Below are 23552 nucleotides of genomic sequence, written 5' to 3'. Positions count from 1 at the left end.
AGCCGCCCCGTGCCCCCGCAGCCCGACGCCATCGACGCGCTGGACGGCAAGCTGATCCGGCTGCTCGCCGAGGAGCCGCGGATCGGGGTGCTGGAGTGCTCGCGCCGCCTGCAGGTGGCCCGCGGCACGGTGCAGGCCCGGCTGGACCGGCTGCAGGCGCGCGGGGTGATCGGCGGGTTCGGCCCGCAGGTGGACCCGGCGGCGCTGGGCTACCCGGTGACGGCGTTCGCGACGCTGGAGATCTCGCAGGGGCAGGGCGCGGACGTCCGGGCGCACCTGGCGGCGGTGCCGGAGGTGCTGGAACTGCACACCATCACCGGCCACGGGGACATGCTGGTGCGGATCGTGGCCCGGTCGAACGCGGACCTGCAGCGGGTGATCGACCGGGTGGTGGGGTTCGACGGGATCGTCCGGGCGTCCACCGCGATCGCGCTGGAGAACCCGGTGCCGTACCGGGTGCTGCCGCTGGTGGAGCAGGCGGCCGGGGCGGGGGGCGGGGGCTGACCCCGCGCCGGTGCCGGTCCGCTCTGGCGCGCCTCCCTCAACCGGGGGTTTTTTGGCATATGCCTTCTGCCTGTGCACGCAAAGATCGCAGCCATGAGCATATGGACCGCACTCCCTGAGTGCCCATCAGCCGACCCGGCGCCGGCAGCCGCCCCACCGTCAGCGGCCGCCCCCCGGCGGGCCGTTCGTCCACGGGCGGCCCAGCGATGAGCCGGAGCGCCGAGCCGCAGACCACCCTGATCGCGTCCGCGCAGCGGGCCCTGCGGCTGCTGGAGGCCGCCGCCCGGCACCCGTCCGGCGCCACCGCCAAGCAGCTCGCCCGGGACACCGGGCTGGCCCTCGGCACCACCTACCACCTGCTGCGCACCCTGGTGCACGACGGCTACCTGGAACGCCGCGAGGGCCTGTACCGCACCGGCCCCGCGGTCTCCGGCCTGACCAGGGAGGACAGCCCGGCGGCCGGCCGCTCCCGGCTGGACCGGCTGCTCGGCCGGATCGCCCACCAGCTGTCCGCGGCCGTCCACTTCGCCTGGTACAAGGACGGCGAGGTCGACCTGGTCGCCGCGGCGGCCGCCCCCGGCGCCCCCACCGCCGACCCGCGGCGCTTCCGGGCCGGGGCGCACGCCCACGCGGCCGGCAAGACGTTGCTGGCCCTGATGTCCGCCGAGGAGCGCCGCAACCACCTGGCCCGCTACCCGATGGTCCCGTTCACCCCGTACACCCTGCGCGAGCCCGCCCACCTGCCGCTGCTCCCCCGGCACGGGCCGCAGCGGGCCGCGCCGATCACCCAGTACCAGGAGTACGCGCTGGGCACCGCCGGGGCGGCGGTGCCGATCGTGCTGGGCAGCGGTCTCGCCGCGGTCGCGGTGTCGTTGCCGATGACCCAGGCCCACCGGTTACCGGAGATCGCCGCACAGTTGCGCAACCGGGTCGGCGACGACCTGGTGACGGCCGCGTTCGGGCTGTAGGCACGACCGCGGCCCCGGGGGACGGACGCGTACGAGGGCCGGGCGCACGGGGGTGCCACGCCCGGTCCCCACTGCCCCACTGCCCCGCCGCGCCACCGCCCCACCGCGCCGCCGCGCCGCCGCACCGCCGCGCCGCCGCCCGAGGGCCTCCGGCCGGACGGAGCGTCAGCAGTGCGGGACCGCGCCGCCGCTGTTCAGGGCCTGGAGCGCGGCGACCGAGTCGGCGAGGGTGTCCACCGGGATCAGCTGCAGCCCGTCGGGGGTGTTGACCTTGCCCTGCGCGCACTCGCTGCGCGGCAGCAGGAACACCGTGGCGCCGTCCTGCTTCGCCGCCTGGGTCTTGAGCGGGATCCCGCCGACCTGACCGACCCGCCCGTCCGCGTCGATCGTGCCGGTGCCCGCCACGTCGCGCCCGCCGGTCAGCTCGCCGCCCCCGCCGTCCCCGGAGATCTTGTCGATGATGCCCAGCGCCAGCATCTGGCCGCCGCTGGGGCCGCCGATGTCACCGAGGTCGACCTGCACCCGGACCTGCTCCGGCGACAGGTGCAGGTAGTTCAGCGCGGCCAGCGTCGCGCTGTCCTGGGACTGGGTCATCTGCTGCAGCGTCACCTGGTTGGCCTTCGCCGGGTCGCTCTGCGGGAAGACCTCCTCGGTCGGCACCACCGCGCGCTCCGGGTCGGCCCAGGCCGCCAGCGCGTCCCACAGGCTGTTGCGCTGCTGCGGCGGCGTCGCGTCGACGGTGACCACCCGCAGCTGCCCGGAGGTCTCCCGCAGCGGCGTCCCGGTGATCGTGAGCACCCGGGCGCCGTCGTACGTGCCCAGGGTGTCGGCGGTCCGGCCGGGCGACTCCAGGGTGAAGGGCAGCGGCACGAAGGCCGCCACCGCGAACAGCGCGAGCACCGGCAGCGCGCACAGGCCGAGGGCCCGGGTGCGCGGGGAGGTCAGGGCCGGGGGCAGGTTCTGGGAAGCCACCCCCGCATCCAAACACACCGCGGCACCCGCCACGGACGCCCGCGCGGTTCCCGCCCGGCCCGGCCCGACGGCGGCCCGGGCGCCCGGGGTCAGCGCAGCGCGTCGGCGACCTCGGTGGCGGCCTCGATCACCCGCGGGCCGACCCGCTCCGGGACGAGGCCGTTGAGCATCACCACGCCGACACTGCCCTCGATGCCGCTGAGGCCGATCAGCGCGGCGGCCGCACCGCTGGCGCCGGACTGCTCCTCGGCCCGGGTGATCACGCAGCCCTGCTCGGGGCGGCGCTGGCCGGGGAAGCTGCGGGCCTCCAGGATGGCCCGGCCGGCCGCGCTCTCGGAGAGCGGGTGGCGCAGGCCGGTGCGGTAGGCGACGTGGAAGTCCGTCCAGGTCGGTTCGACCACGGCGACGGCCAGCGCCTCGTTGCCGTCGACCAGGGTGAGGTGGGCGGTGGCGCCCAGGTCCTCGGCGAGCGAGCGCAGCGCGGGCAGCGCGGCCTCGCGCAGCAGCGGGTGGACGCGGTGGGCGAGCCGGAGCACGCCGAGGCCGACCCGGGCGCGGCCGCCGATGTCCCGGCGGACCAGGCCGTGCTGTTCCAGGGTGGCGAGCAGGCGGTAGACCACCGTGCGGTTGACGGCCAGCCTGGCGGCCAGTTCGGTCACCGTCAGCCCGCGCTCGGAATCGGCGAGCAGTTTCAGTACCCGGACACCCCTGTCCAGGGTTTGGGAAGTCTCAGCAGTCACGAGGCGCTAGGTCCTTTCCGCGGCAAGTCCGACCCTACGGCACAACTACCGTGGGCCGCACCGGAATTGGTCGCGCGCGGGAAGGGTGTCCAGCGCGGGAGTTCCGGCCGAGGCGACATCGGCAGGGCGCAGAGCTCCGCGGCACCCGGCCGGGCCGGTGGGTGGGGACCGGGCGAGTGTGGGGAGACGCTAGTGAACGGTGCGGCCCGGTGGAAGTGGTTGTCCAGAATTCGGGCGGCTTCGATGGAGAGTCGTGATGAAAAATCGGATAAGGCGCGCATAACTCGCGCCGCAAGTGCTCAAGCGTCCGGTATGTGGGCGCCGCCCGGACCGGTCGGCACCCGGTCCGGGCGGCCCCGCCGCAGGGGTCGCGCGGCGCTCAGCCCTGGGCGGCCCACTCGCGGATCCGGCTGATCCGGGCCCGGAGCTGGTTGGCGGTGGCCTGCGCGGTGAGCGGGCCGCCGCACTGGCGGCGCAGCTCGTTGTGGATGCCGCCGTGCGGCTGGTCGGTGCGGTGGTGCCAGGCGGCGACCAGCGCGTTCAGCTCCTTGCGCAGTTCGCGCAGTTCCTGGTGGGTGACCACCGGGCGTTCGTCGGCGGGGAGTTCGAGCAGGTCGGCCTCCTCGGCGGGCTTCGCCTTGGAGCGCTGGATCTGCCGGTGCTGGCGCTTCTGCAGCAGCATCTGCACCTGGTCGGGTTCGAGCAGGCCGGGGATGCCGAGGTAGTCCTCCTCCTCCTCGCTGCCGGGGTGCGCCTGCATGCCGAACTCCATGGCGTTGTACAGCACCCGGTCGAAGACCGCGTCGCTGCCCAGCGCCTCGTAGGAGAACTCCTCGGTGCCGGTGTCCGCCCCGTCGTTGGCCTTCTCGGCCTCGGCGAGCAGCCGGTCCTCCTCGTCGAACAGGCCCTCGCCCTCCTTCTTGGGCCGGTCCAGGACGTGGTCGCGCTGCAGCTCCATCTCGTTGGCGAAGCCGAGCAGCATCGGGATGGTCGGCAGGAACACCGAGGCGGTCTCGCCGCGCTTGCGGGCGCGCACGAAGCGGCCGACGGCCTGGGCGAAGAACAGCGGGGTGGAGATCGAGGTGGCGTAGACGCCCACGCACAGCCGGGGCACGTCGACGCCCTCGGAGACCATCCGGACGGCCACCATCCAGCGCGAGGTGCCCTCGGCGTAGTCGGAGATCCGCTGGGACGCCTCGCTCTCGTCGGAGAGCACCAGGGTGACCTTCTCGCCGGTGATCTCGCGCAGCATCTTGGCGTACGCGCGGGCCACCGTCTGGTCGGTGGCGATCACCAGGCCGCCGGCGTCCGGGATGCCCTTGCGGACCTCGGTCAGCCGCCGGTCGGCGGCCTGCAGCACCGCGGGGATCCACTCGCCCTGCGGGGAGAGCGCGGTGCGCCAGGCCTGGGCGATCAGGTCCTTGGTCATCGGCTCGCCGAGCCGGGCCTCCAGCTCGTCGCCGGCCTTGGTGCGCCAGCGCATGTTGCCGGAGTAGCTGAGGAAGATCACCGGGCGGACCACGTGGTCGGCCAGCGCGTGCCCGTAGCCGTAGGTGTAGTCGGCGACCGACTTGCGGATGCCGTCGCCGCCGGCCTCGTACTGGACGAACGGGATCGGGTTGGTGTCCGAGCGGAACGGGGTGCCGGTGAGGGCGAGCCGGCGGGTGGCCGGCTCGAACGCCTCGAAGCAGGCCTCGCCCCAGGACTTGGAGTCGCCGGCGTGGTGGATCTCGTCCATGATCACCAGCGTCTTGCGGGCCTCGGTCCGGTTGCGGTGCAGCATCGGGTTGACCCCGACGCCCGCGTACGTGACCACGATGCCCTGGTAGTCCTTGGACAGCGGGCCGGAGGAGTACGCCGGGTCGAGCCGGATCCCTATCCGGGCGGCGGCCTCGGCCCACTGCTTCTTCAGGTGCTCGGTGGGCGCGACCACGGTGACCTGCTGCACCAGGTGGTTGTGCAGCAGGTAGGAGGCCAGGGTCAGGGCGAAGGTGGTCTTTCCGGCGCCCGGGGTGGCGACCGCCAGGAAGTCCCGGGGCTGCTTCTCGACGTACAGGTCCAACGCGCCCTGCTGCCAGGCCCGCAGGCTGGCCGCGGTGCCCCAGGGGGCGCGGCCGGGGAAGGCCGGGGAGAGGTGCGCGGCGGCGGAGGTGCCGGTCGGGCGGGGGTGGGTGCTGTCGGCGTGCGAGAACAGCGGGGCCATCGGGGAGGAGGCGGCGGTAGTCACGGTCTCCGAACGGGGTCGTCGCAGGTCAGAGCCGGTACGGGGCCCTTCCCCCGCGGGCGGCGGGCGGTCGTGGAACCCGCCCAGCCTAGCCCCTCCCGGGGCCCGGACGACCGCCGCGGCACGCCCCTGTGGCGTGCGTCCCACCGCATTCGTACGACTGTCACCACACCTTCACACGGCAGGGCCGGCCGTTCAGCGTGATCACCTCCGGCACCGGCTCCGCGTGGGTCCGGCTGCCGGAGAAACCGGTCACCGCGGAGCCGCCGGGCGGCAGCAGCGCGTTCCAGCCGCCGTCCCGGATCGCCGCCTCGCCCGCCGCCTCGGAGCCGCGGCCGGTGCCCGGCCAGGCCGCCAGCAGGTGCTCGCCGACCGGCAGCGGCCAGCGCAGGATCCAGCCGCTCACCGGGCGGTCGGAGGTGTTGCGCAGCGAGATCCGGGCGTTGAAGCGGTCCTCGCTCTCACTGGTGACCCGGTAGCGCACCTCGCAGCCCTCCTGCGCCTCGGTCCGCTGCTGGCCGCCGAACGGGGCGAGCACCAGCGCGGCCAGCAGCGCGGCCGCGCTGCCCACCAGGCCGGCCAGCCGCAGGTTGACCCGGCGCAGCAGGTCGAGGCGGCCCCGGCAGTCGGCGCAGCCGGCCAGGTGGTGCTGGACCCGCCGGCCGGCCCGGCCGCGGGCCTGGGCGGCCAGCGCCGCCCAGTGCGCGGCGCAGCCGGGGTCGCGCGGGGCGCCGGGGTAGGCCCGCAGGTAGGCCAGCCGCAGGCCCTCGCGGGCCCGGTGCAGCAGGACGGCGGCGGCGCCGCGGCCCACCCCGAGCCGGGCGCCGACCTCGCCGGGCGGCAGCCCCTCGACCTCGGAGAGCCACAGCGCCTGCGCCCAGCGCTCGGGCAGCTGGGCGAGCAGACCGCGCATCCGGTCGGTTTCGGCCACCCGGGGCGCCGGGTCGGCGGCCTGCTCCCCGCCGTCCCGCTCGGGCAGTTCCCCGGCGGCCCGCTCCCGGACCGGCGTGGCCGCCAGGTGCCGGACGGTGGTGGCCAGGTAGGCCCGCGGGTCCTCGATCCGGTGCCCGGCGGCGAGCCGCCGCCACACCCGCAGGTGCGCCTCGGCGACCAGGTCCTCGGCCCGCCAGCGGTCGCCGCCGGTCAGGGTTCCGGCGTATCGCAGCAGGCCGGGATGGTGGTGTCGGTACAGCTCGGTGTACGCGGCGAGCGGGTTCCGCTCGGCCGTCCGCACTCGTTCCTCGATGGTGTCGGCCCTCCCCTGATGTCGCCGTACGGGTGATTTGTGGGGGTCCCGTGCGGCTCCCGCGATCCTGCCCGGGCGGCCCGCCGCTGCCCATGGAATGCCCATGCCACCAGCCCGGAATGACCGGGTTGGTCCACGCCAGTGTGACGCAGATCACTTAAGTCGGACTCAAAAACGGCGTAATCGTTCCTGCCCCGCGTGACTCTTCATCAGCAGGAGGCGACACCGGTCGCACCCGTACCAGCACGTACCCTCCGGAGGAACCGCCGTGTTCGCAGCGCCCGAGCCGGTCGAACAGACCGCGCACGCCCGGCTGATCGTCAGCACCCACCGCTCCGCGCTGCTGCGGGTCACCCTGCGCTACCGCGCCGACGACCCGCTGGCGGTCCGGATGGTCTTCCCGGCCGAGTACGCGCTGGACGCGCCGGAGGCGGCCGACCCGGTCGACGGCCCGCTGGACCTCCTCCCCGAGTCGGCGGACCCGGCGGACCCGGCGGACCGGCCCGCCGACGGGGTCGAGTGGGTGTTCGCCCGCCAGCTGCTGGCCGCCGGGCTCGACCTGCCCAGCGGCGAGGGGGACGTGCACGTCCGCCCCGCGCTCGGCCAGCGCACCGTGGTCGAGCTGCGCTCCCCCGAGGGCGTCGCGCTGCTCCAGTTCGACCGCACCGAGCTGCGCCGCTTCCTCTGGCACAGCTACCTGGTGGTGCCCGAGGGGCAGGAGCTGCAGCACCTGGACTGCGACCGGGCGCTCGCCGAGCTGCTGGCCTGACCGGCCGCCGTCCCGGCCGGGTGTCCCCACACCCCGTCAGGACGGCGACCGGTCAGGCCCGCTGGGTGCGCACCAGGTGCGCGTACACCACCACGTTCCCCGCGTAGCCGCCCTCCCGGGTGAAGCTGCCGCCGCAGGTGATCAGCCGCAACTGGGCGTCGGGGGTGGGCGCGTACACCTTGCGGTCCGGGAACTCGCTCTTCGGGTAGACCTCGACGCCGTCGACCTGGAACCAGGCGCTGGCCCGGTCCGCCCGGGCGACCTCCAGCTGGTCGCCCTTGCGCAGCGTGCCCAGCCGGTAGAACACCGCCGGGCCGTGCGCGTCGTCGACGTGCCCGGCCAGCACCGCCGTCCCGCTGGAGCCGGGCGCGGCGCCGTCCCGGTACCAGCCGGCCAGGTTGCGCTCCCCGGCCGGGGGCGGCTGCAGCCGCCCCTCGTCGTCCAGGCCGAGCCGGGCCACCGGCGCGTCCACCCCGAGCACCGGGATCCGCACCCGCACCGGCGGCGAGGGCGGCAGCGCGGGGACGGCCGGGCCCACCGGGGTGCCGTCGTACGCCTGCGCCGCGGCCGGCGCCGGCGGCAGGCCGCCGACCAGCCCGCCGTGCAGCAGCCACGCCCCCGCGACGACGGCGCCCGCGGCCGCCACCGACCCCCGCCACGTCCGCTCGCCCACCGCGTGCCCTCCGCCCTCCGCCGTCCCTGGCCCTGGCCCTGACCCGCCCAGTTCACCCGGCGGCCGGGGCGGCAGCACCCGGTGGGTTCTGTCCGGGTGACGCGGCGTCAGGGCCGCCGCCCGCCGCGGCGCAGCCGGGGCCTGGTCAGGAAGCCCTCCGCCAGCACGTTGGCCAGGCCGATCGCGGGCAGCTCGGACGCCTTCTCGTACAGCACGTAGCGCGGTTCCCAGGACGGCCGGTAGCGCGCGTTGGCCCGGTACCGCTCCTCCAGCCGCCACCACCGGGACAGCGAGCGCAGCACCCCGCGCCACAGCCGCAGGGCCGGCCCGGCGCCCAGCCGGGGCTCGAACGCCTCGCGGAACATCGCGAAGTTCAGCGACACCCGGGCCGCCCCGAACTCGGCGGCCTGGCCGAGCAGCGCGCTGACGGCGTACTCGACCAGCCCGCTGTCGGACTCCCGGTCGCGGCGCACCAGGTCGAGCGACAGCCCGTCCGGGCCCCACGGGACGAAGGACAGCAGCGCGGCCGTCCGCCCGGCGCCGTCGCGGCACTCGGCGAGCAGGCAGTCGCCGTCCGCCGGGTCGCCGAGCCGGCCCAGCGCCATCGAGAAGCCGCGCTCGGTGCGGCCGTGCCGCCAGGCGTCGGCGAGCCGGGCCAGGTCGGCGAACTCCTCCGGCGGGACGTCCCGGTGCCGGCGCAGCACCACCGCGTACCCGGCCCGCTCCACCCGGTGGCAGGTCTGCCGCAGGCCGCGCGCCTCCCGGCCCTCCAGGGTGAAGCCGGCCGCGTCGACCACCGCCTCGTCGCCCAGGTGCAGCGCGCGCAGCCCGGCCGTCCGGGCGTACACCGTGCCGCCGAGCTCGCCGGCGCCGGTGACGGCGGGGATCCAGGCGTGCGCGCGGGCCCGGCGCAGCCACTCCTCGATCGCCTGCGGCCAGCCCTCCGGGTCGCCGACCGGGTCGCCGGAGGCCAGCGCCACGCCGTTGACCACCCGGTAGGCGACGGCGGCCCGGCCGCTGGGCGAGAAGCACACCGACTTGTCGCGGCGCAGCGCGAAGTAGCCCAGCGAGTCGCGTCCGCCGTGCCGTTCCAGCAGCGCGCGCAGCGCCCGCTCGTCCTCGGGGCCCTGCCACTCGGTGCCGCGCGGGGAGCGCAGCAGGATCCGCAGGGTGAGCAGCAGCAGGGCGGTGGCCAGCAGGTTGAGGCCGAGGTCGAGCCAGCCCGGCACGTCCACGCCGGTGACCTCGACCACGCCGGAGACGGTGACCAGCCGCAGCACCGCGTACCGGGCGGCCTCGCCCCAGCCGGGCAGCGCGCCGGTGTGCCAGAGCCGGACGGCGAGGGCGCCGAGGCCGGTCAGCAGCGCCCCGCCGAGCAGCAGCACGGCGGCGGCCAGCGGCAGGTTGCCGCGGCCGCCGCGGACCCGGAACACCGGGCGGGCGGCCAGCAGCGCCAGCAGCAGCGCCAGGGTGAGGGCGGCGGAGACCCAGTTGAACGGGTGCGCGCGGTACTCGGGGAAGGCCAGCGCCAGCGCGTAGACGGCGGTGTGCGCGGCGGTGACCGCCAGCGCGAGGATCCAGGCGGCCCGCTTGCGGCGGCGGAGCATGACGGCGAGCAGCCCGGCCAGCAGCGCGGTGGTGAACCCGGAGGTGACCAGCACCGGGGTGAAGTACTCGCCCCGGTCGGCCCGTTCGACCTGGGCCCGGAACGGGGCGACCAGGGCGCCGAGCAGGTCCAGCAGGGTGGCGGCCAGCAGGTACCAGCGGGCCAGCCGGGCGCAGCGCAGCCGCCAGGGCGCGGGCGGGCGCGCGGGCGGCGGCTCGGCGGGTGCCCCGGCGGGCGCCCCGGCCGGTGCGGGCCCGGGGGGCGCCTCGACCGGTGCGGGCCCGGGGGCCGCGGCGGGTTCCGGGTCGGCGTCGGGGGTGCCGGCCACCAGGTCGTACGCGGCGGTCTTGGCGGTGACCAGCCGGCGGTGGATCCGGTCCTCCCGGCGCTCGGCGCGGGCCAGCCGGCGGGGGCGGGAGCGGTAGCGCCAGCGGGCCCACGGGCTGGCCGGGCGGGCCAGCCGGACGGCGCCGACCAGGGCGAGCGGCCAGAGCATGATGCCCAGCAGCCCCGTCCAGGTCTTGCCCTTGAGCAGGCTGACCAGCACCAGCACCAGCAGCACGGCCGCCCCGGCCAGGGTCGGCCCGTCGGGGTCGCGGACGAAGCCGCCGAGCGGGAGTTCGCCGATCAGCAGCAGCCCGATCACGGCGACGGCGAACACCACGGCGTCCACCGAGGTGCGGCCCTGGGTCGACCAGTAGACGTCCTTGAGGTGCAGGACCAGCGCGAACTCGTCCAGCACCAGGCCCGCGCCGACGCCGAACCCGAAGCCCAGCAGGTTCCACCAGGAGCCGCCGTCGCCGCGCACCGCGAACGCGGCCACCCCGCACACCAGCAGCAGGGCCTGGCCGAACACCACGTGGTGGATGTGCAGCCCGCCCGGGGAGACGTTGCCGGGCCACCAGCGGACCCGGGCCCGGATCATCCGGGTGCTGAGCCGGATGAACAGGAACGACAGCACCAGGCCGAGCAGCAGCAGGAACAGCGGCTCCCGTCCGGTGTCGACGATCCGGTGTCGGTAGGCGTCGATCAGCGGTTGCCACATCGGCGGGTGGGACCTCCGTGTCCGGGTGTCGCGGGTCGGTGCCGTCCGGGTGGCGCGGGTCCGTGCCCCGCGGGGGTCGCGGGCCCGGGCGCCGGGGCGGCTGACGTCAAGTCAACTCCCCGCCGGCGCCGCCGCCCCGGCCCGGTGGGCCGAACAGGTGAGCGTTTCGGCGCGGCGTCCCCCGGTCATCCGTACCCGGGCCGTGCTTACCGGCGCGGCGTGCGGACGCGTGCCATGCTGAGGCCGACTCCCCCGGACGACGCATCTCTCCATTCCATCCGATGGACCGTTCATCCGGCCGGTGACTTCCCCTTACTCCCTGGTGAACGGATGTGAGACATGGACGCCCTCTCCCGCAGGACGCTGCTGGCCGCCGGTGCGGCGACCGCCGCCACCCTCGCCGCCGGCTGCGCTAGCTCCTCCGGGAACGGGGGCTCCGCCCCGCCCGCACAGGCCGACGGCCTCGCCGCGGGCGGCAGCCCCAGCGCCGTCCCCAAGCCCCCCGCCGCCCTGATCGGCGACGGCTCCACCTCCGACACCGGCCCGCAGCCCAACCAGCCGCAGGCCGTCCCGCTGGAGGCCGGCCAGCGGCCCCCGCAGTTCGTGGTCTTCTCCTGGGACGGCGCGGGCGAGCTCGACAACCAGCTGTTCAGCCGGTTCCGCAAGCTCGCCAAGGACCACGACGCCACCATGACCTTCTTCCTCAGCGGCATCTACACGCTGCCCGAGTCGAAGAAGACCCTGTACCACCCGCCGCAGCACTCTATCGGCGCCTCCGACATCGGCTACCTCAGCGACCAGCACATCCGCGCCACCATCGAGCAGGTCAGCGCGGCCTGGCTGGAGGGCCACGAGATCGGCACCCACTTCAACGGCCACTTCTGCGGCGCCAACGGCGGCGGCAAGTGGTCCCCCGAGGACTGGGACAGCGAGATCCAGCAGGCCATGGACTTCGTGATGAACTGGCGCACCAACACCGGCAACACCGACCTGCCCGCGCTGCCCTTCGACTACCGCAAGGAACTGATCGGCGGCCGCACCCCCTGCCTGGAGGGCCAGCGCGGCCTGCTCCCCACCGCCGTCAAGCGCGGCTGGAAGTACGACAGCTCGGGCCCCGGCGGCCTGCAGATGTGGCCGCAGAAGTTCGCCGGCGGCGCGCTGTGGGACATGCCGCTGCAGTCCATCCCGTTCCCCGGGCACAGCTTCCAGGTGCTCTCGATGGACTACAACATCATGTACAACCAGTCCGGCGACAACACCAAGGGCGACCCGGGCCGGCAGGCGTTCTGGCAGACGCAGGCCCGCGACTCCTACCTGGCCGGCTTCGACCGCGCCTACAACGGCAACCGGGCGCCGTTCATCATCGGCAACCACTTCGAGCAGTGGAACGGCGGCATCTACATGAACGCCGTCGAGGAGACCCTCAAGCAGATCGCCGACAAGCCCGAGGTCCGGATGGTCTCCTTCCGGCAGCTCGTCGAGTGGCTGGAGGCGCAGGACCCGGGGGTCCTCAAGAAGCTCCAGGCCCTCCCCCCGGGCCAGGCCCCGAAGGAGGGCTGGAACGCCTACCTCGGCGGCGCCGGCACCCCCGCCGGGGGCGCGGCCTCCCCGTCCGTCCCGGTGGTGGCGGGCGGCAAGTAAGCCCTCCACTGCCCTCACTGCCAACGGCTCCGGCCGGGTCGCGGTCCCCGTAACCGGGGCGCGGCCCGGCCGGAGCCGTTCGCCGGGTGCCGTACGTCGGGCACCGCTCCGTCAGGCGCCGGCCTTCGCCGTCGCCCGGCCCGACAGCGCCGCGCCGACCAGCGCGACCACCGGCATGGTCAGGAACACCGCGGCGAACGCCCCCGCCGGCAGCGCCGACCCGCCGTCCGCGCCGTGGGCCGGCGCACCCACCGCGCCGCCGCCCAGGGCCGCGAACAGCACCCCGGCCAGGCCGGTCAGCAGCACGTTGCCCAGCGCGTCGCTGAGCTGCAGGGCCGCCGAGTTCCCGCCGGTCTCCTCCGGCTTCGACAGCTTCATCATCAGCACGCTGATGCTGGCGATCGCCAGGCCCATCCCGGCGCCGCCGACCGCCCAGAACGCCGCCGTCACCCACACCGGCACCGCCGGGAACAGCACCAGCGCCGCCCCGCCGACCGCCACCGCCGTCCCCACGAACCCGATCCGGATCAGCGCCCCCCGGTGCCGCTCCGCCCCCGGCCGCCCCTGCAGCCAGGACCCGAACGCCCAGGACAGCCCGCCCGGCGCCAGCGTCAGGCCCGCCATCGTCACCGACAGCCCGCGCTGGGTCTGCATCATCAGCGGGATGAACAGCTCGGACGCGAAGAACGCGCCCGCGGCGATCCCGCGCAGCAGGATCACCGTCGGCAGCCCGCGCACCGCCCGCAGCGTGCCGCGCGGCAGCAGCCGCAGCACCGCCGGGCCCAGCAGCGCCAGCCCCGCCACCGCGGGCAGCGGCGCCCAGCGGTCGAGCCGCTGCCCCGCGTACTGCAGCAGCGCCGCGCCGAGCGCGACCATCGCCGCGTCCCGGGTGCGCCGCCAGTCGTACGCCCCGGCCCGCGACGGCGGCTGGGACTTCTCCGAACGACGCAGCGCCGGCCCCATCACCGCCAGCGGCAGCAGCACCAGCACCGGCACCGCCAGGAACACCCAGCGCCAGCCGAGGTGCTGGGTGACCGCGCCGGAGATCACCGGGCCGAGGATCGAGGGCAGCACCCAGGCCGCCGAGAACGCCGCGAACACGGCGGGCCGCAGCCGCTCCGGGAACGCCCGGCCGACCACCACGTACAGCGCGACGATCACCAGACCGCCGCCCAGCCCCTGGACCGCCCGGCCCGCGACGAACATCCACATGTTCACCGCGGTGCCCGCCGTCACCAGCCCGGCGGCGAACACCGCGATGCCGCTGAACAGCGGCGCCAGCGGGCCGCTGCGGTCGCACCACTGCCCCGAGACCACCATCGCCAGCAGCGTGGTGGTGAAGTACGCGGAGAACGCGAAGGCGTACAGGCCGATGCCGTCGAGCTGCTGCGCGGCCGTCGGCATCGCGGTGTTCACCGCCGTCGCCTCGAAGGCCAGCAGCAGCACCACCGACACGATGCCCAGGGTGAGCGCCCGCCAGGGGCCGCTGAGCACCCCGCCGGTGCCGTCGTCGTCGGGGAGGGAACGGGTGGTGGGTGCCGCCGTTTCGGCCGGGGAGGTGCTGGTCACCACGACATGGTAAGTGCCGTCAGCGCATTTCGATCCTGACCTGCAGGCGGAACGGCACCTCGGCCGTCCGCCCTAGGACCAGGCCCGCGGCCCCCGCGAGCGCAGCAGCGGCAGCAGTGGCGGCCGGCTCAGTGCAGCACCTTGAGCCCGACCACCCCGGACAGGATCAGCACCAGGCAGGTGATCCGGGCGACGCTCACCGCGTCCCCCATCGCCACCATCCCGTACACCGCGGTGCCCACCGCGCCGATGCCCACCCACACCGCGTACCCCGTCCCCAGCGGGATCGTCCGCATCGCGTACGCCAGGCCGCCCATCGACAGCGCCAGCGCCACCGCGAACACCGCGGTCGACACCGGTCGCGAGAACCCCTTGGACGCCTCCAGTGCCACCGCCCACACGGTCTCCAGCACTCCGGCGACGATCAGAACCACCCAGGCCATGACGGACTCCTCCGCAGTAGTCGAACCACCTACCGCGTCGTCTTGTCGTGCCGGGTACGACGCACCTCGTCCGGGACGACCCCGAAGGGCCGCCGCACTTCGAAGGTAGCACAGCGCCGGCAACCGGAATTCTCCGGCGATTCGCCGGAGAATATTGACGCCGACCGACTCCCGCCCGCTATAGTGAATTCACCGGAACAGACCGGCGCAGCCCGTACCGCGACAGGAGATGGCGATGAACAGGAAGACGGTGGCCCTCGCAGCGCCCCGCACCTGTGCCCCCTGTCCCGGCTGCGCGTGTTCCTGTCGTTGCCGCTGTTGCGCCTGAGTCCCAGCCTCAGCCCCAGCCGCCCCTCCCCGCGGGCCCGTTGACGCCCGCCGCCGCATCCGGCCCCACTCATGACCATGTGCCCGAGTGGTTCAGGGAACCGTCTGCAAAACGGTTTACACGGGTTCGATTCCCGTCATGGTCTCCACCCGGAATTCACCGGTCGCCCTTTATCTGCAGGACGGGCGCCCGGTGAATTCCGCTGCCCTTTTCTTTTCCGTCCGCATTTCCGGCACGGGTTCCCGGCCGCGTTCCCGACTGACGGAGACGCGGGCCGGAACGGCGGCGGGCGCCGGCGGCGGTCCCCAGGACCACCGCCGGCGCCCGCCCGGCACCACGTCGGCGCACCTACCCGATCACTCGATCACTCGATGACGCCGGGGTTCGCCTCGCCACCGCGCCAGGTGTCCTCGTCCTCGACCAGGTAGTCGGGGCGGTGTCCCTGGTTCTTCTTCTTGCCGCCGGCGCCACCGCTGCCGCCGTGCATCCCGGACGCGCCCGCCTGCCCGGCCCGCCCCTTCCCGATGCCCGACCCGCCCTCGCTGAACGCCCGCCCACCGGCACCGCCGGCCTTGGCCCCGCCCACCGTGCCGCCGGCCTTGCGCACCAGACCGCTGCTGCCGCTCTTGCCGCCGGCACCGCGCGCGCCACCACCGGCACCGCCGCCGCCGTGCATGCCGCCGCCCATCCCGCCGGCCCCGCGGGCCCCGGCCGCACCGGTACCGCCAGCACCCGCGGCACCACCGGCCGCGCCGGCTCCGCCCCGGCCCACCGAACCAGCGGCACCCGAACCGCCGACCGCCCGGCCCGCACCGGCGCCGCCGGTCCCACCGGTCAGCCCGCTACCCGACACCCGGCCGGCACCGCCGAGAGCGCCGCCACCGGCCACGTACCCGCCACCACCCATCCCCGGCAGGTACGCGCCACCACCACCGACACCGCCACCACCGGCACCACCGACCCCGGTGCCACCGCCCGGCAACGTCCCGACCCCACCGGTCCACCCGCCCCCGGACCCCGTCGGCGGCGTCACCGGCGGCAACGGGTCGAGCCCGTCGATCCCCGTCCCCGGCGAATGCACCGGCGGCAACGGCCCGGGCGCGGGCATCGTCGTCACGGGAGGCGCCACCGGCACCCCCGGATGCCCGGGCTGCCCCGGCTGCGTGATCCCGGGGATCCCCGGAAGCGTCTGCCCGGGCAGGGTCTGCCCGGGCTGCGTCGGCAGCGAGGGCGGGAGCATGGCCGGCGGCTTCGCCACGGGAGGCGGGCCGCCGGGGCTCACGGGGTTCTGCGGGGGCTCGGGAAAGGGCTTGAGGGGATCGCTGACGACGCCCTTTTCGGGCGTCTGCAACGCGTCGATAGCGTCCTGGTAGTGCGGGGCCAGGTACTCCATCGTGCCGATGGCGTACTGGTGCTGGATCTCGGTCGCGGAGAGCTCGTGGCGGTTCTTGTTGACTGCGCTGATGCGGTCCATCCCGCTGGCCAGGTCCGCCTTGAACTGCACGTCGGAGCGGTCGCCGAGGTCGGTGACGTACTTCCACCCGCTGCTGAGGTGGCTCGGGACCTCGATGCTGTCCATGTGCGTCTTGGCCTCCTGCAGGGCGCTGGACGCGGTTTCCATGGCGTACGAGGTGTTGAGCGCGTGGTCAGCCGTGTTCTGCAGGCTCTGCTGGATCTGTCCGGCCTTGGCGACGAAGCCGTCCGCCGCAGCCCCCTCCCAGTTGGCCGTCGCGTGCTCCACGGCCTGTTGCAGGTCGCTGGCCGCGGCCCTCAGGTCCGAACTGGTCGTGCTCCAGTGGTCAGCGGCCTTCTTGAGGTTCTCCGGCCGTGCGTGCGAGAGCATCGCCTTGAGCGGGATCAGGTCCTGATTCGCGTACTCCGGGAAACGCTGCCCCATGTCAGCTCAGCTCCTGCCTGTACTTGAGCATCTCTGCCGAGTTGTTCGCTTCCTGGCTCTTGTAGGCGTTGGTGACCGTGTGGGCCTTGTCCCCGAAGTCGTTGATCAACTTGTTCAGGTCGTTGATGGTGTCGGTCAGCCAACCCTGGATGCTGGCATGAGCCTGGTGGAGCTCCGTGGCGTGACTGAAGTTGGACCCGAAGTCGGACGCCGCAACCTCAGTCCCATAGGCGCTCTTCTCCGCGGTCTGAGCCGTGTTCTGCTGGATGACCCGCAGTCGTCTGACGACCGCCTCCAGCTCATCCGTATTGACGCGGTAGCCGTCGGCCATGCGGCCTTCTCCTCCCCCTGGAGTGTGGATGGTTCCCCGTGTAAATGCCCCGCCAACCAGCAGTGTGGGCAGGCTGGTTGCAGCATTCGATCGTATCGCTTATGTGGTGCGCATACCCATACGCCGTCAACGCTGGGACTGGCCACCGTCCGAACCGTACGGGTTCTGGTAGGAGTTCGGCTGCGGCGGGTAACCCGGCGGCGGAGCCTGCCCCCCGTACTGCTGCGAGTAGCCGGGCTGTTGACCGTACTGCTGCTGGCCCCCCGGCCAGTTCGGCGGTGCTCCGTAGGGCGGCTGCCCCTGCATCGGAACGGCTGCCGAGCGACGGCGGCTCTTCGCCGCCAGGACAACGATCACGATCACCGCAAGCACCACGACGACAGCACCGCCAGCCGCGATGAGCAGTCCGGCTCCGGGCCCGTCGTCCTTGGCCATCTCCTGCAGCCCGGAATCCCCGTTCCCCGTTCCGGCCCCGCTGTCCCCAGAACCGGCGCCGGCTCCCGAGGTGGCGGCGGAAGTGGCCTCACCGCCTCCGCCCGACGCCTTCGCGTAAGGGCCACCCAGCGGCCCCTGCTTGGAGCCGGTGGGGATGTTCTTGGTCAGCGCGTCGTACGGCGACAGGATCCCGTACCCGTAGTGCTGATCGGGCAGCTTCGCCCCCTGCAAAGCGCCTGGCACCTTCGCCGACTTGACCAACCGCTCCGCCACCTGACCCGCCGTCAGGTTCGGGAACTTCGCCCGCACCAACGCCGCCGCACCGGAGACCAGCGCCGTCGAGTTCGACGTACCATCAGCAACGCAGTAATGGCTACCGGAGCACGTACCGGCCCCGACGATGTCCGTACCCGGTGCTGTGATCAACACCTGGGAGCCGTAGTTCGACCTCTCCCAGACCGTCTCCGCCTTGTCGACGGCCCCGACCGCGAGCACACCCGGCTCGTTCGCCGGACTGGCGACCGCGATTCCGTCGTTCCCCGTACCCGCGATGAGCAGCACGTCGTGCTGCGCCGCGTACGCCACCGCGTCGGTCAGCTTCGCATCGCTTCCCGGCCTGCCCGCGCCGGCCAGCGAGAGGTTGATGACCTTGGCACCTTGGTCGACCGCCCACTTGATGCCGGCCGGAACCATATCGGCCCCGCTCGCCGTGCCCTTGTAGATCGGGAGGATCTTCGCCTCCGGCGCGATACCCATGATTCCTTCCCCCGTCCCGTGACCGTGTCCGGCGATGAGGCTCGCCATCACGGTCCCGTGAAACTCGGTGGGGTTGGTGTTCGCGCCCCTGCCGCTCTGGTCGTACCCGGGCAGCACCGACCCTGCGAGATCCGGGTGCGTGGCATCGACACCGGAGTCGATCAACGCGACGATCACGCCGTCGCCCTTGCTGACCGACCATGCCTTGTCCATGCCGAAGTAGGCGTTCTGCCACTCCGCGTCCCGCACCTGGTCCGCCGACGCCGTGGGCGCCCCCGCGAACAGCGTGCCCGCCGTCAGCGCGGTCGCGCCGAGCGCGCCCGCCAGTCTGGTCAGCCTCATCAAACACCCCGTCAGTCGACAGCCCGTTCGCCCTAGCAACGCCCCCGGAACGCGGGACGGTCCGATCGTATCGTTCGCCTTCCGTTCCACCACGGCACCCTGTGACGGGGCCACTACATTTCACCGGAGCACGGCCTACTGCCTACCGCCGCCCTGATAGGGAGGCAGAGGAGGCGTCTGCTGCGGCGGCCTGTACGGCTGCTGTTGCTGCGCGGTCGGCGCCGCTTCCGGCCGTTCGCCACCGTGAGCGCGACGACCACGACGAGCAGCACCGCCAGGGCGCCGGTGGCACCCACGATCAGCGGCGAGGACGACCCCGACAAGGGCTGCTTGATGCCCGACACCGCTCCCGGGGAGGACAACCCGCCCGAGCCGGTACCGGCGCCGCTGCCCGAATCCCCCGGCGTCCCGACGGTCACGGACGGAGTCGCTCCCGTCCCGGCGCCGGCGGCCGGCGGCCCCTGGGGCGACCCTGCCGGAACGTTCGCGGTCAGGGCCTCGTACGGTCGCACGACACCGTATCCGTAGCGGAGGCACGGGAGTTGGGACGCTCCGGCAGGAGCGGCGGCCGTCTTCACCAACCGCTCCGCGACCTGGCCCGGCGTCAGTTCCGGGTACTTGGCGAACACCAGCGCCGCCGCGGCGGAAACGTACGCGGTGGCGTCCGAAGTGCCGCTGGCGATGCAGTACGAGTTGCTGCAGGGACCCGTGCTCGTGGGCGCGGCCGTCACGATGTCCCCGCCCGGTGCCGTCAGCAGGAGTTCGGGGCCGTGGTTCGACTTCGACCAGACCTTCTGGTTCTGCGAGGGTCAGCAGCAGGGCCGAGAGCAGGGTTGCCGCCAGGGTTCTCGGGCCGGGTGCGTTAGTGGGCGGGTCGGTCTTCATCGGGGTGTGTCCCCCGTTTCGTCCCGGTGCGGCCGTCCTCTCCCCAGGGACGCCCGGCGGAAGGATCGTATCGCTCACACACGGCCCGGCCGTGGTGCGGAAAGCGGCCGGTGGGGCTGGTGGGGCGCTGTGCTATGAATGGCGCGTCATCCATCCAGGGGGGATCTTGTGACGTACCCGCCGCCGCCCGGCGTGCCCGATCCGGGGCATCCGGCGCCGCCTTTTCCGCAGCCGCCCTTCCCGCAGCCGGGGTATCCGCAGCAGCCGTACGCCCAACAGCCGTACGTCCAACAGCCGTATCCGGCGCAGCAGTTCCCGCCCTACGGGGAGCAGCCGGGTCTGCGGCCGCCGCCCCGGCGGGGTGGGGCGGGGCGGAAGCTGGCCTGCCTGGGGGTGGTGGTGGTCCTGCTGCTGGGGGCCGGGGTGGGTGGTGTGGTGCTGCTGCGCACGATCGGGCGGCAGCCGCGGATGGAGGCGTTGAAGTCGGGTGCCGAGCCGTGGGTGAAGGTGACGGAGGGGCTGACGCAGGCGCTGGCGGCGAAGGACGAGGAGGCGTTCGTCAAGCAGTTCGCGGCGGGGCCGACCAAGGAGAAGCAGCGGAAGGTGTTCCGCAACCTGGTCAAGATCCCGTGGGAGAAGGCCAGTTGGGAGAGCGGCCTGGTGCGGGACGGGCGGCTGTCGGTGAAGTTCGTGCACCAGGTGAAGGGGGTGGACAGCTATCCGATCGCGGAGCGCTACGAGTGGAAGGTGCTGGGCCCCGACTCGACGTCGAGCGGGAAGGCTCCCACGGAGGCGGCGATCGCCGACGGCGCGGAGGTGATCACCGAGGTCGGCGGCACCACGAACGGCGAGGGCAAGACCATGGACGACGGTTACTACCCGGCTCCGTGGGACCTGTACGACGAACTGTCCGTGCAGGTCCGGGACCACCTGGTGGCGATGTCCGACAAGGCCCAGGAAGCCGAGCTGAACCGGGACGTGGACGTCATGGCCCGGGCGGCGGCGGACGACCTCGCGGCCTGGCGGAAGTGCGCGCCGGCGCCGACCGGCAAGACCGCGGCGGCGGCGGGCTTCTTCGTGGTGCTGGAGAGGAGCCGGGACGTCTACAACAAGCTGTACCACGGTGACGGGCGGCCGAACGACAGCCTGGAGGCCGGCGTCAACATGGGGTTCTGGGCCGATTCCCCACCGGAGTCCGACCCGGATCTGACGGTGATCGGCGGCAGCCGGATCGTGATGGACACCACCGACGGCCGCTTCACGGGCAAGCAGTGGCAGGAGGGCGTGACGAACATCGGCCGGCACGAGATGGCGCACGCGATCGTCGCCACCCTGACCTCCTGGAGCGAGAGCAGCACGACGGACACCCGGAAGGCCTGGGTCTCCGAGGGCTTCGCCGAGTACATGGCGCTGCGCGGCAAGGAGGACCGGGCCCGCCAGGACCTGGCCGTCCTGAAGCAGGTCCCCTTCGACGGGAAGCTGCCGCCCGGCGAGCGGAGCTCCTTCTACTCCTACGACGCCGCCCGGCGCTCCGCGAACTACACGCTGGCCGCCGACGCGCTGCGCTACATGGCGTCGAAGTACGGCGACGCCAAGGTCTGCGGGTTCGTGGCGGGGCAGTACACCCGGCCGGAGGAGTACGAGCAGCAGATCACCGCGGCGACCGGGCAGCCCGTGGAGGAGTTCCAGTCGGCCTGGGCGGCGCACGTCCGCTCGACCGTGCAGGGCCTGCGCTGACGGGTGCCGCCCGGGGCCCGATCTGCCTGCGGGGAGGCCGGGTTGACGCTCGGCCGACCGTCAGGCCAGGACGGTGGCGTCCTCCGGCGGGATCGGCAGCCGGCCGACCGGCAGTCCGGTGGCGGCCCGGACCGCGGCCGCGACCGCGGCGGGGGCGACCACGGCGGGCACCGCGCTGACGGCCTTGGCGCCGAAGGGGGCGACCACGTCGCGCTCCTCCAGCAGGGCGGCGATCCGGACGTCGGGGGTGTCGAGCGCGGTGGGCAGCCGGTAGCCGGTGAGCGAGGCGTTGACCGGGACGCCGCCCTCGGTGCGCAGGTTCTCCAGCAGGGCGAGTCCGACGCCCTGGGCGACGGCGCCCTCGATCCGGTCCTCGATCTGCCGGGGGTTGAGGGCCCGGCCGACGTCCTGGGCGACGGTGACGTCGACGACCCGGACCGCGCCGAGTTCGATGTCGACGTCGACGACGGCGCGCATCGCGCAGAACGCGATGGAGACGAAGGCGTCGCCCTGCCCGGTCTCGGGGTCGAGCGGTTCGGTGGGGTGCGGGCGGCACTGGGCGGTGGCCCAGAGCTCGCGGCCCTCCAGCGCCTCGCCGACCGGCATGCCGAGCACGCCGTCGTACGAGGTGATCTTCCCGTCGTTGATGGTGAGCAGTTCGACGGACATGCCGAAGTCGGCGGCGATCGGCTGCAGCATCTGGTGGCGGACCATCAGCGCGGCCCGTTCGACGGCGCCGCCGGAGACCCAGGTGTGCCGGCCGCGGGCGGACGGGCCGGCCGCGGACTGGTCGGAGTCGACGGGCGCGATGTAGACCTCGCTGACGCCGAGCACCGACTGGACGATCTGCCGGGCCAGGGTGGCGAAGCCCTGGCCGGAGTCGACGGCCGCGCAGATCACGGTGGCGTGGTCGCCGGAGACCCGGACGGTCGCGGTGGCGACCTCGTCCTCGCCCTCGGCGCCGAGCATGTGCACCATGCCCACCGCGTAGCCGATGCCGCGCCGCACCGCGGCGGGGTCGCCCGCGCCGCCGGGGCCGCCGGGCAGCAGCCAGTCGGCCTGGGGGTCGTCGAGCGGGAGGGCGGGCAGCGGAGTGGTGTCGAGCGCGTCGAGCAGGGCCTCGACGGGGGCGGGGCAGGTGACGGCCTGGCCGGTGGGCAGCGGGTCGCCGGTGGTCATGGCGTTGCGGCGGCGGACCTCCAGCGGGTCGAGGCCGAGCTGCTTGGCGAGCTGGTCGAGCTGGGACTCGTACGCGAAGCAGGTCTGCAGGGCGCCCTCGCCGCGCATCCGGCCGGCCGGCGGGTTGTTGGTGCGCACCGCCCAGGCGTCGACGAAGACGTTGGGGCAGGTGTAGGGGCCGACCGAGAAGGCGACGGCGGAGGCCAGCGCCTCGGCGGAGACGTCGGCGTAGGCGCCGCCGTCGAGCAGGATCTGCGCCTCGACCTTGACCAGCCGGCCGTCGGCGTCGGCGTGGTGGCGGTAGCGGAGCAGGGCGGGGTGCCGGGTGGTGTGGGCCTGGAAGGACTCGGCGCGGGTGAGGGCCATCTTGACCGGCCGGCCGGTGCGCAGCGCGAGCAAGGCCATGGTGACCAGGAAGGAGAGGTCCTCGCGGTCGGTGGTGGCGCCGGGGACGCCGGTGACGACGAGCCGGACCCGGTCGGGGTCGATGCCGAGGCAGGCGGCGGTGCGGTCGCGGTCGCCGTGCGGGTCGGTGGAGGACAGGTGCAGTTCGACGCCGCCGTCGGGGCGGGGCACGGCGAGGCCGGCTTCGGCGCCGATCGGGGCCGGGTCCTGCCGGCCGACCTGGTAGAGGCCCTCGATGACGACCTCGCCGGTCGCGTCGGGGTCGCCGGTGCGCAGCGGCAGGTGGCGCAGCAGGTTGCCGTCGGGGTGCAGCGGGGGGGCGTGGAAGGCGGCCTCGGGGTCGGTGACGGGTTCCAGCGGCTCGTACTCGACCAGGATCGCGGCGGCGGCCAGCCGGGCGGTGTCGGGGTGGTCGGCGGCGACGGCGGCGACGGGTTCGCCGTGGTGGCGCACGACGTCGGCGGCGAGCACCGGGCGGTCGGCGGTGACCGGTCCGCGGGGGGCGCCGTCGGGGGTGCCGTCGGGGCCCGCGGGCAGGTCGGCGGCGGTGACCACGGCGTGCACGCCGGGGATGGCGAGGGCGGGGGCGGTGTCCACCGAGAGGATCCGGGCGTGCGGGTGCGGGGAGCGCAGCACGGCGCCCCAGAGCAGTCCTTCGGCCCACAGGTCGGCGGCGTACGGGTAGATGCCCAGTGCCTTGGGCAGGGCGTCGGTGCGCAGCGGGGAGGTGCCGAGGCCGGTGGTGCCGGTCTCGGGGTCCGCGGGGGCGGCCGCCGGGAGCTCGGTGGCGGAGGTCATGCGTTCTCGTCCTCGGGGAGGCGGATGCCGTGGGCGGGGGTGGCGTCGTAGCCGGGGTA

General features: G+C 74.1%; 17 protein-coding genes, 1 tRNA gene, 1 pseudogene and 1 riboswitch. Of the genes and pseudogenes, 6 read left to right on the top strand and 13 right to left on the bottom strand.

Features of this window, described 5'->3' with window-relative positions; all coding sequences use genetic code 11:
* Positions 1-9 precede the first annotated feature (9 nt).
* Both ABD345_RS08170 and ABD345_RS08165 read left to right on the top strand, forming a co-directional pair.
* Entirely contained in the window at positions 10-504 is a 495-nt protein-coding gene (locus ABD345_RS08170) for an Lrp/AsnC family transcriptional regulator (protein ID WP_033219895.1), read from the top strand.
* A 206-nt stretch (positions 505-710) separates the two neighbouring features.
* Positions 711-1472 carry a helix-turn-helix domain-containing protein gene (locus ABD345_RS08165; protein ID WP_344551222.1) on the top strand — a complete coding sequence of 254 codons (762 nt, stop codon included), beginning with the start codon at positions 711-713 and terminating at the stop codon, positions 1470-1472.
* A gap of 165 nt (positions 1473-1637) precedes the next feature.
* Here the strand turns inward: ABD345_RS08165 and ABD345_RS08160 are convergent, their stop codons facing one another.
* The 4 genes from ABD345_RS08160 to ABD345_RS08145 all read right to left on the bottom strand — a co-directional run bounded on the left by ABD345_RS08160 (position 1638) and on the right by ABD345_RS08145 (position 6642).
* Positions 1638-2444, bottom strand: coding sequence for a S16 family serine protease (locus tag ABD345_RS08160; RefSeq protein ID WP_344551221.1), 807 nt, complete (start codon positions 2442-2444; stop codon positions 1638-1640).
* 89 nt (positions 2445-2533) lie between these two features.
* Entirely contained in the window at positions 2534-3184 is a 651-nt protein-coding gene (locus ABD345_RS08155; RefSeq protein ID WP_014135981.1) for an IclR family transcriptional regulator, read from the bottom strand.
* A gap of 379 nt (positions 3185-3563) precedes the next feature.
* On the bottom strand, positions 3564-5387 hold the full coding sequence (locus ABD345_RS08150) for a DEAD/DEAH box helicase (RefSeq protein WP_344551329.1): 1824 nt from the start codon (positions 5385-5387) through the stop codon (positions 3564-3566).
* Positions 5388-5571: 184 nt separating this feature from the next.
* A complete protein-coding gene (locus ABD345_RS08145; protein ID WP_344551220.1) occupies positions 5572-6642 on the bottom strand; it encodes a sigma-70 family RNA polymerase sigma factor in 1071 nt (356 codons plus the stop codon).
* Positions 6643-6922: 280 nt separating this feature from the next.
* Here ABD345_RS08145 and ABD345_RS08140 point away from each other — a divergent pair, with 280 nt between their 5' ends.
* Positions 6923-7423 carry an SsgA family sporulation/cell division regulator gene (locus ABD345_RS08140; protein WP_344551219.1) on the top strand — a complete coding sequence of 167 codons (501 nt, stop codon included), beginning with the start codon at positions 6923-6925 and terminating at the stop codon, positions 7421-7423.
* A 52-nt stretch (positions 7424-7475) separates the two neighbouring features.
* Here the strand turns inward: ABD345_RS08140 and ABD345_RS08135 are convergent, their stop codons facing one another.
* Positions 7476-8096, bottom strand: coding sequence for a class F sortase (locus ABD345_RS08135; RefSeq protein ID WP_344551218.1), 621 nt, complete (start codon positions 8094-8096; stop codon positions 7476-7478).
* A 107-nt stretch (positions 8097-8203) separates the two neighbouring features.
* The gene (locus ABD345_RS08130) at positions 8204-10747 is read right to left on the bottom strand and encodes a phosphatidylglycerol lysyltransferase domain-containing protein (protein WP_344551217.1); all 2544 of its coding nucleotides are present in this window, start codon (positions 10745-10747) and stop codon (positions 8204-8206) included.
* Positions 10748-11086: 339 nt separating this feature from the next.
* Here ABD345_RS08130 and ABD345_RS08125 point away from each other — a divergent pair, with 339 nt between their 5' ends.
* Entirely contained in the window at positions 11087-12388 is a 1302-nt protein-coding gene (locus ABD345_RS08125; protein WP_344551216.1) for a polysaccharide deacetylase family protein, read from the top strand.
* A gap of 111 nt (positions 12389-12499) precedes the next feature.
* Here the strand turns inward: ABD345_RS08125 and ABD345_RS08120 are convergent, their stop codons facing one another.
* Together ABD345_RS08120 and ABD345_RS08115 are read right to left on the bottom strand one after the other, a co-directional pair.
* Complete coding sequence (locus ABD345_RS08120) at positions 12500-13957, bottom strand: MFS transporter (RefSeq protein WP_344551214.1); 1458 nt, start codon at positions 13955-13957, stop codon at positions 12500-12502.
* Positions 13958-14085: 128 nt separating this feature from the next.
* A complete protein-coding gene (locus ABD345_RS08115) occupies positions 14086-14400 on the bottom strand; it encodes a DMT family transporter (protein ID WP_344551212.1) in 315 nt (104 codons plus the stop codon).
* Positions 14401-14431: 31 nt separating this feature from the next.
* Positions 14432-14496, bottom strand: a riboswitch (guanidine-III (ykkC-III) riboswitch).
* A gap of 305 nt (positions 14497-14801) precedes the next feature.
* Here ABD345_RS08115 and ABD345_RS08110 point away from each other — a divergent pair.
* A tRNA-Cys gene (locus ABD345_RS08110) sits at positions 14802-14876 on the top strand.
* Between the two features lie 216 nt (positions 14877-15092).
* Here the strand turns inward: ABD345_RS08110 and ABD345_RS08105 are convergent.
* From ABD345_RS08105 to ABD345_RS08090, 4 genes and pseudogenes are all read right to left on the bottom strand, one after another.
* Positions 15093-16625 carry a WXG100 family type VII secretion target gene (locus ABD345_RS08105; RefSeq protein WP_344551210.1) on the bottom strand — a complete coding sequence of 511 codons (1533 nt, stop codon included), beginning with the start codon at positions 16623-16625 and terminating at the stop codon, positions 15093-15095.
* 1 nt (position 16626) lies between these two features.
* Entirely contained in the window at positions 16627-16956 is a 330-nt protein-coding gene (locus tag ABD345_RS08100; RefSeq protein ID WP_344551208.1) for a hypothetical protein, read from the bottom strand.
* Positions 16957-17082: 126 nt separating this feature from the next.
* Positions 17083-18489, bottom strand: coding sequence for a S8 family serine peptidase (locus tag ABD345_RS08095; RefSeq protein ID WP_344551207.1), 1407 nt, complete (start codon positions 18487-18489; stop codon positions 17083-17085).
* A 113-nt stretch (positions 18490-18602) separates the two neighbouring features.
* Positions 18603-19280, bottom strand: a pseudogene (locus ABD345_RS08090) (S8 family serine peptidase); the annotation flags it as partial.
* A gap of 487 nt (positions 19281-19767) precedes the next feature.
* Here ABD345_RS08090 and ABD345_RS08085 point away from each other — a divergent pair.
* Positions 19768-21111, top strand: a complete 1344-nt coding sequence (locus ABD345_RS08085) for a hypothetical protein (RefSeq protein WP_344551206.1) — start codon at positions 19768-19770, stop codon at positions 21109-21111.
* A 60-nt stretch (positions 21112-21171) separates the two neighbouring features.
* Here ABD345_RS08085 and ABD345_RS08080 read toward each other — a convergent pair whose 3' ends face one another.
* Positions 21172-23493, bottom strand: coding sequence for a xanthine dehydrogenase family protein molybdopterin-binding subunit (locus ABD345_RS08080; RefSeq protein ID WP_344551204.1), 2322 nt, complete (start codon positions 23491-23493; stop codon positions 21172-21174).
* Between the last annotated feature and the right edge of the window lie 59 nt (positions 23494-23552).

Source organism: Kitasatospora saccharophila (genome assembly GCF_039529925.1).
In the GTDB taxonomy this organism is placed as follows: domain Bacteria; phylum Actinomycetota; class Actinomycetes; order Streptomycetales; family Streptomycetaceae; genus Kitasatospora; species Kitasatospora saccharophila.
The sequence above is the reverse complement of the archived record's forward strand: the minus strand, read 5'-3'. Positions and strand labels throughout refer to the sequence as shown.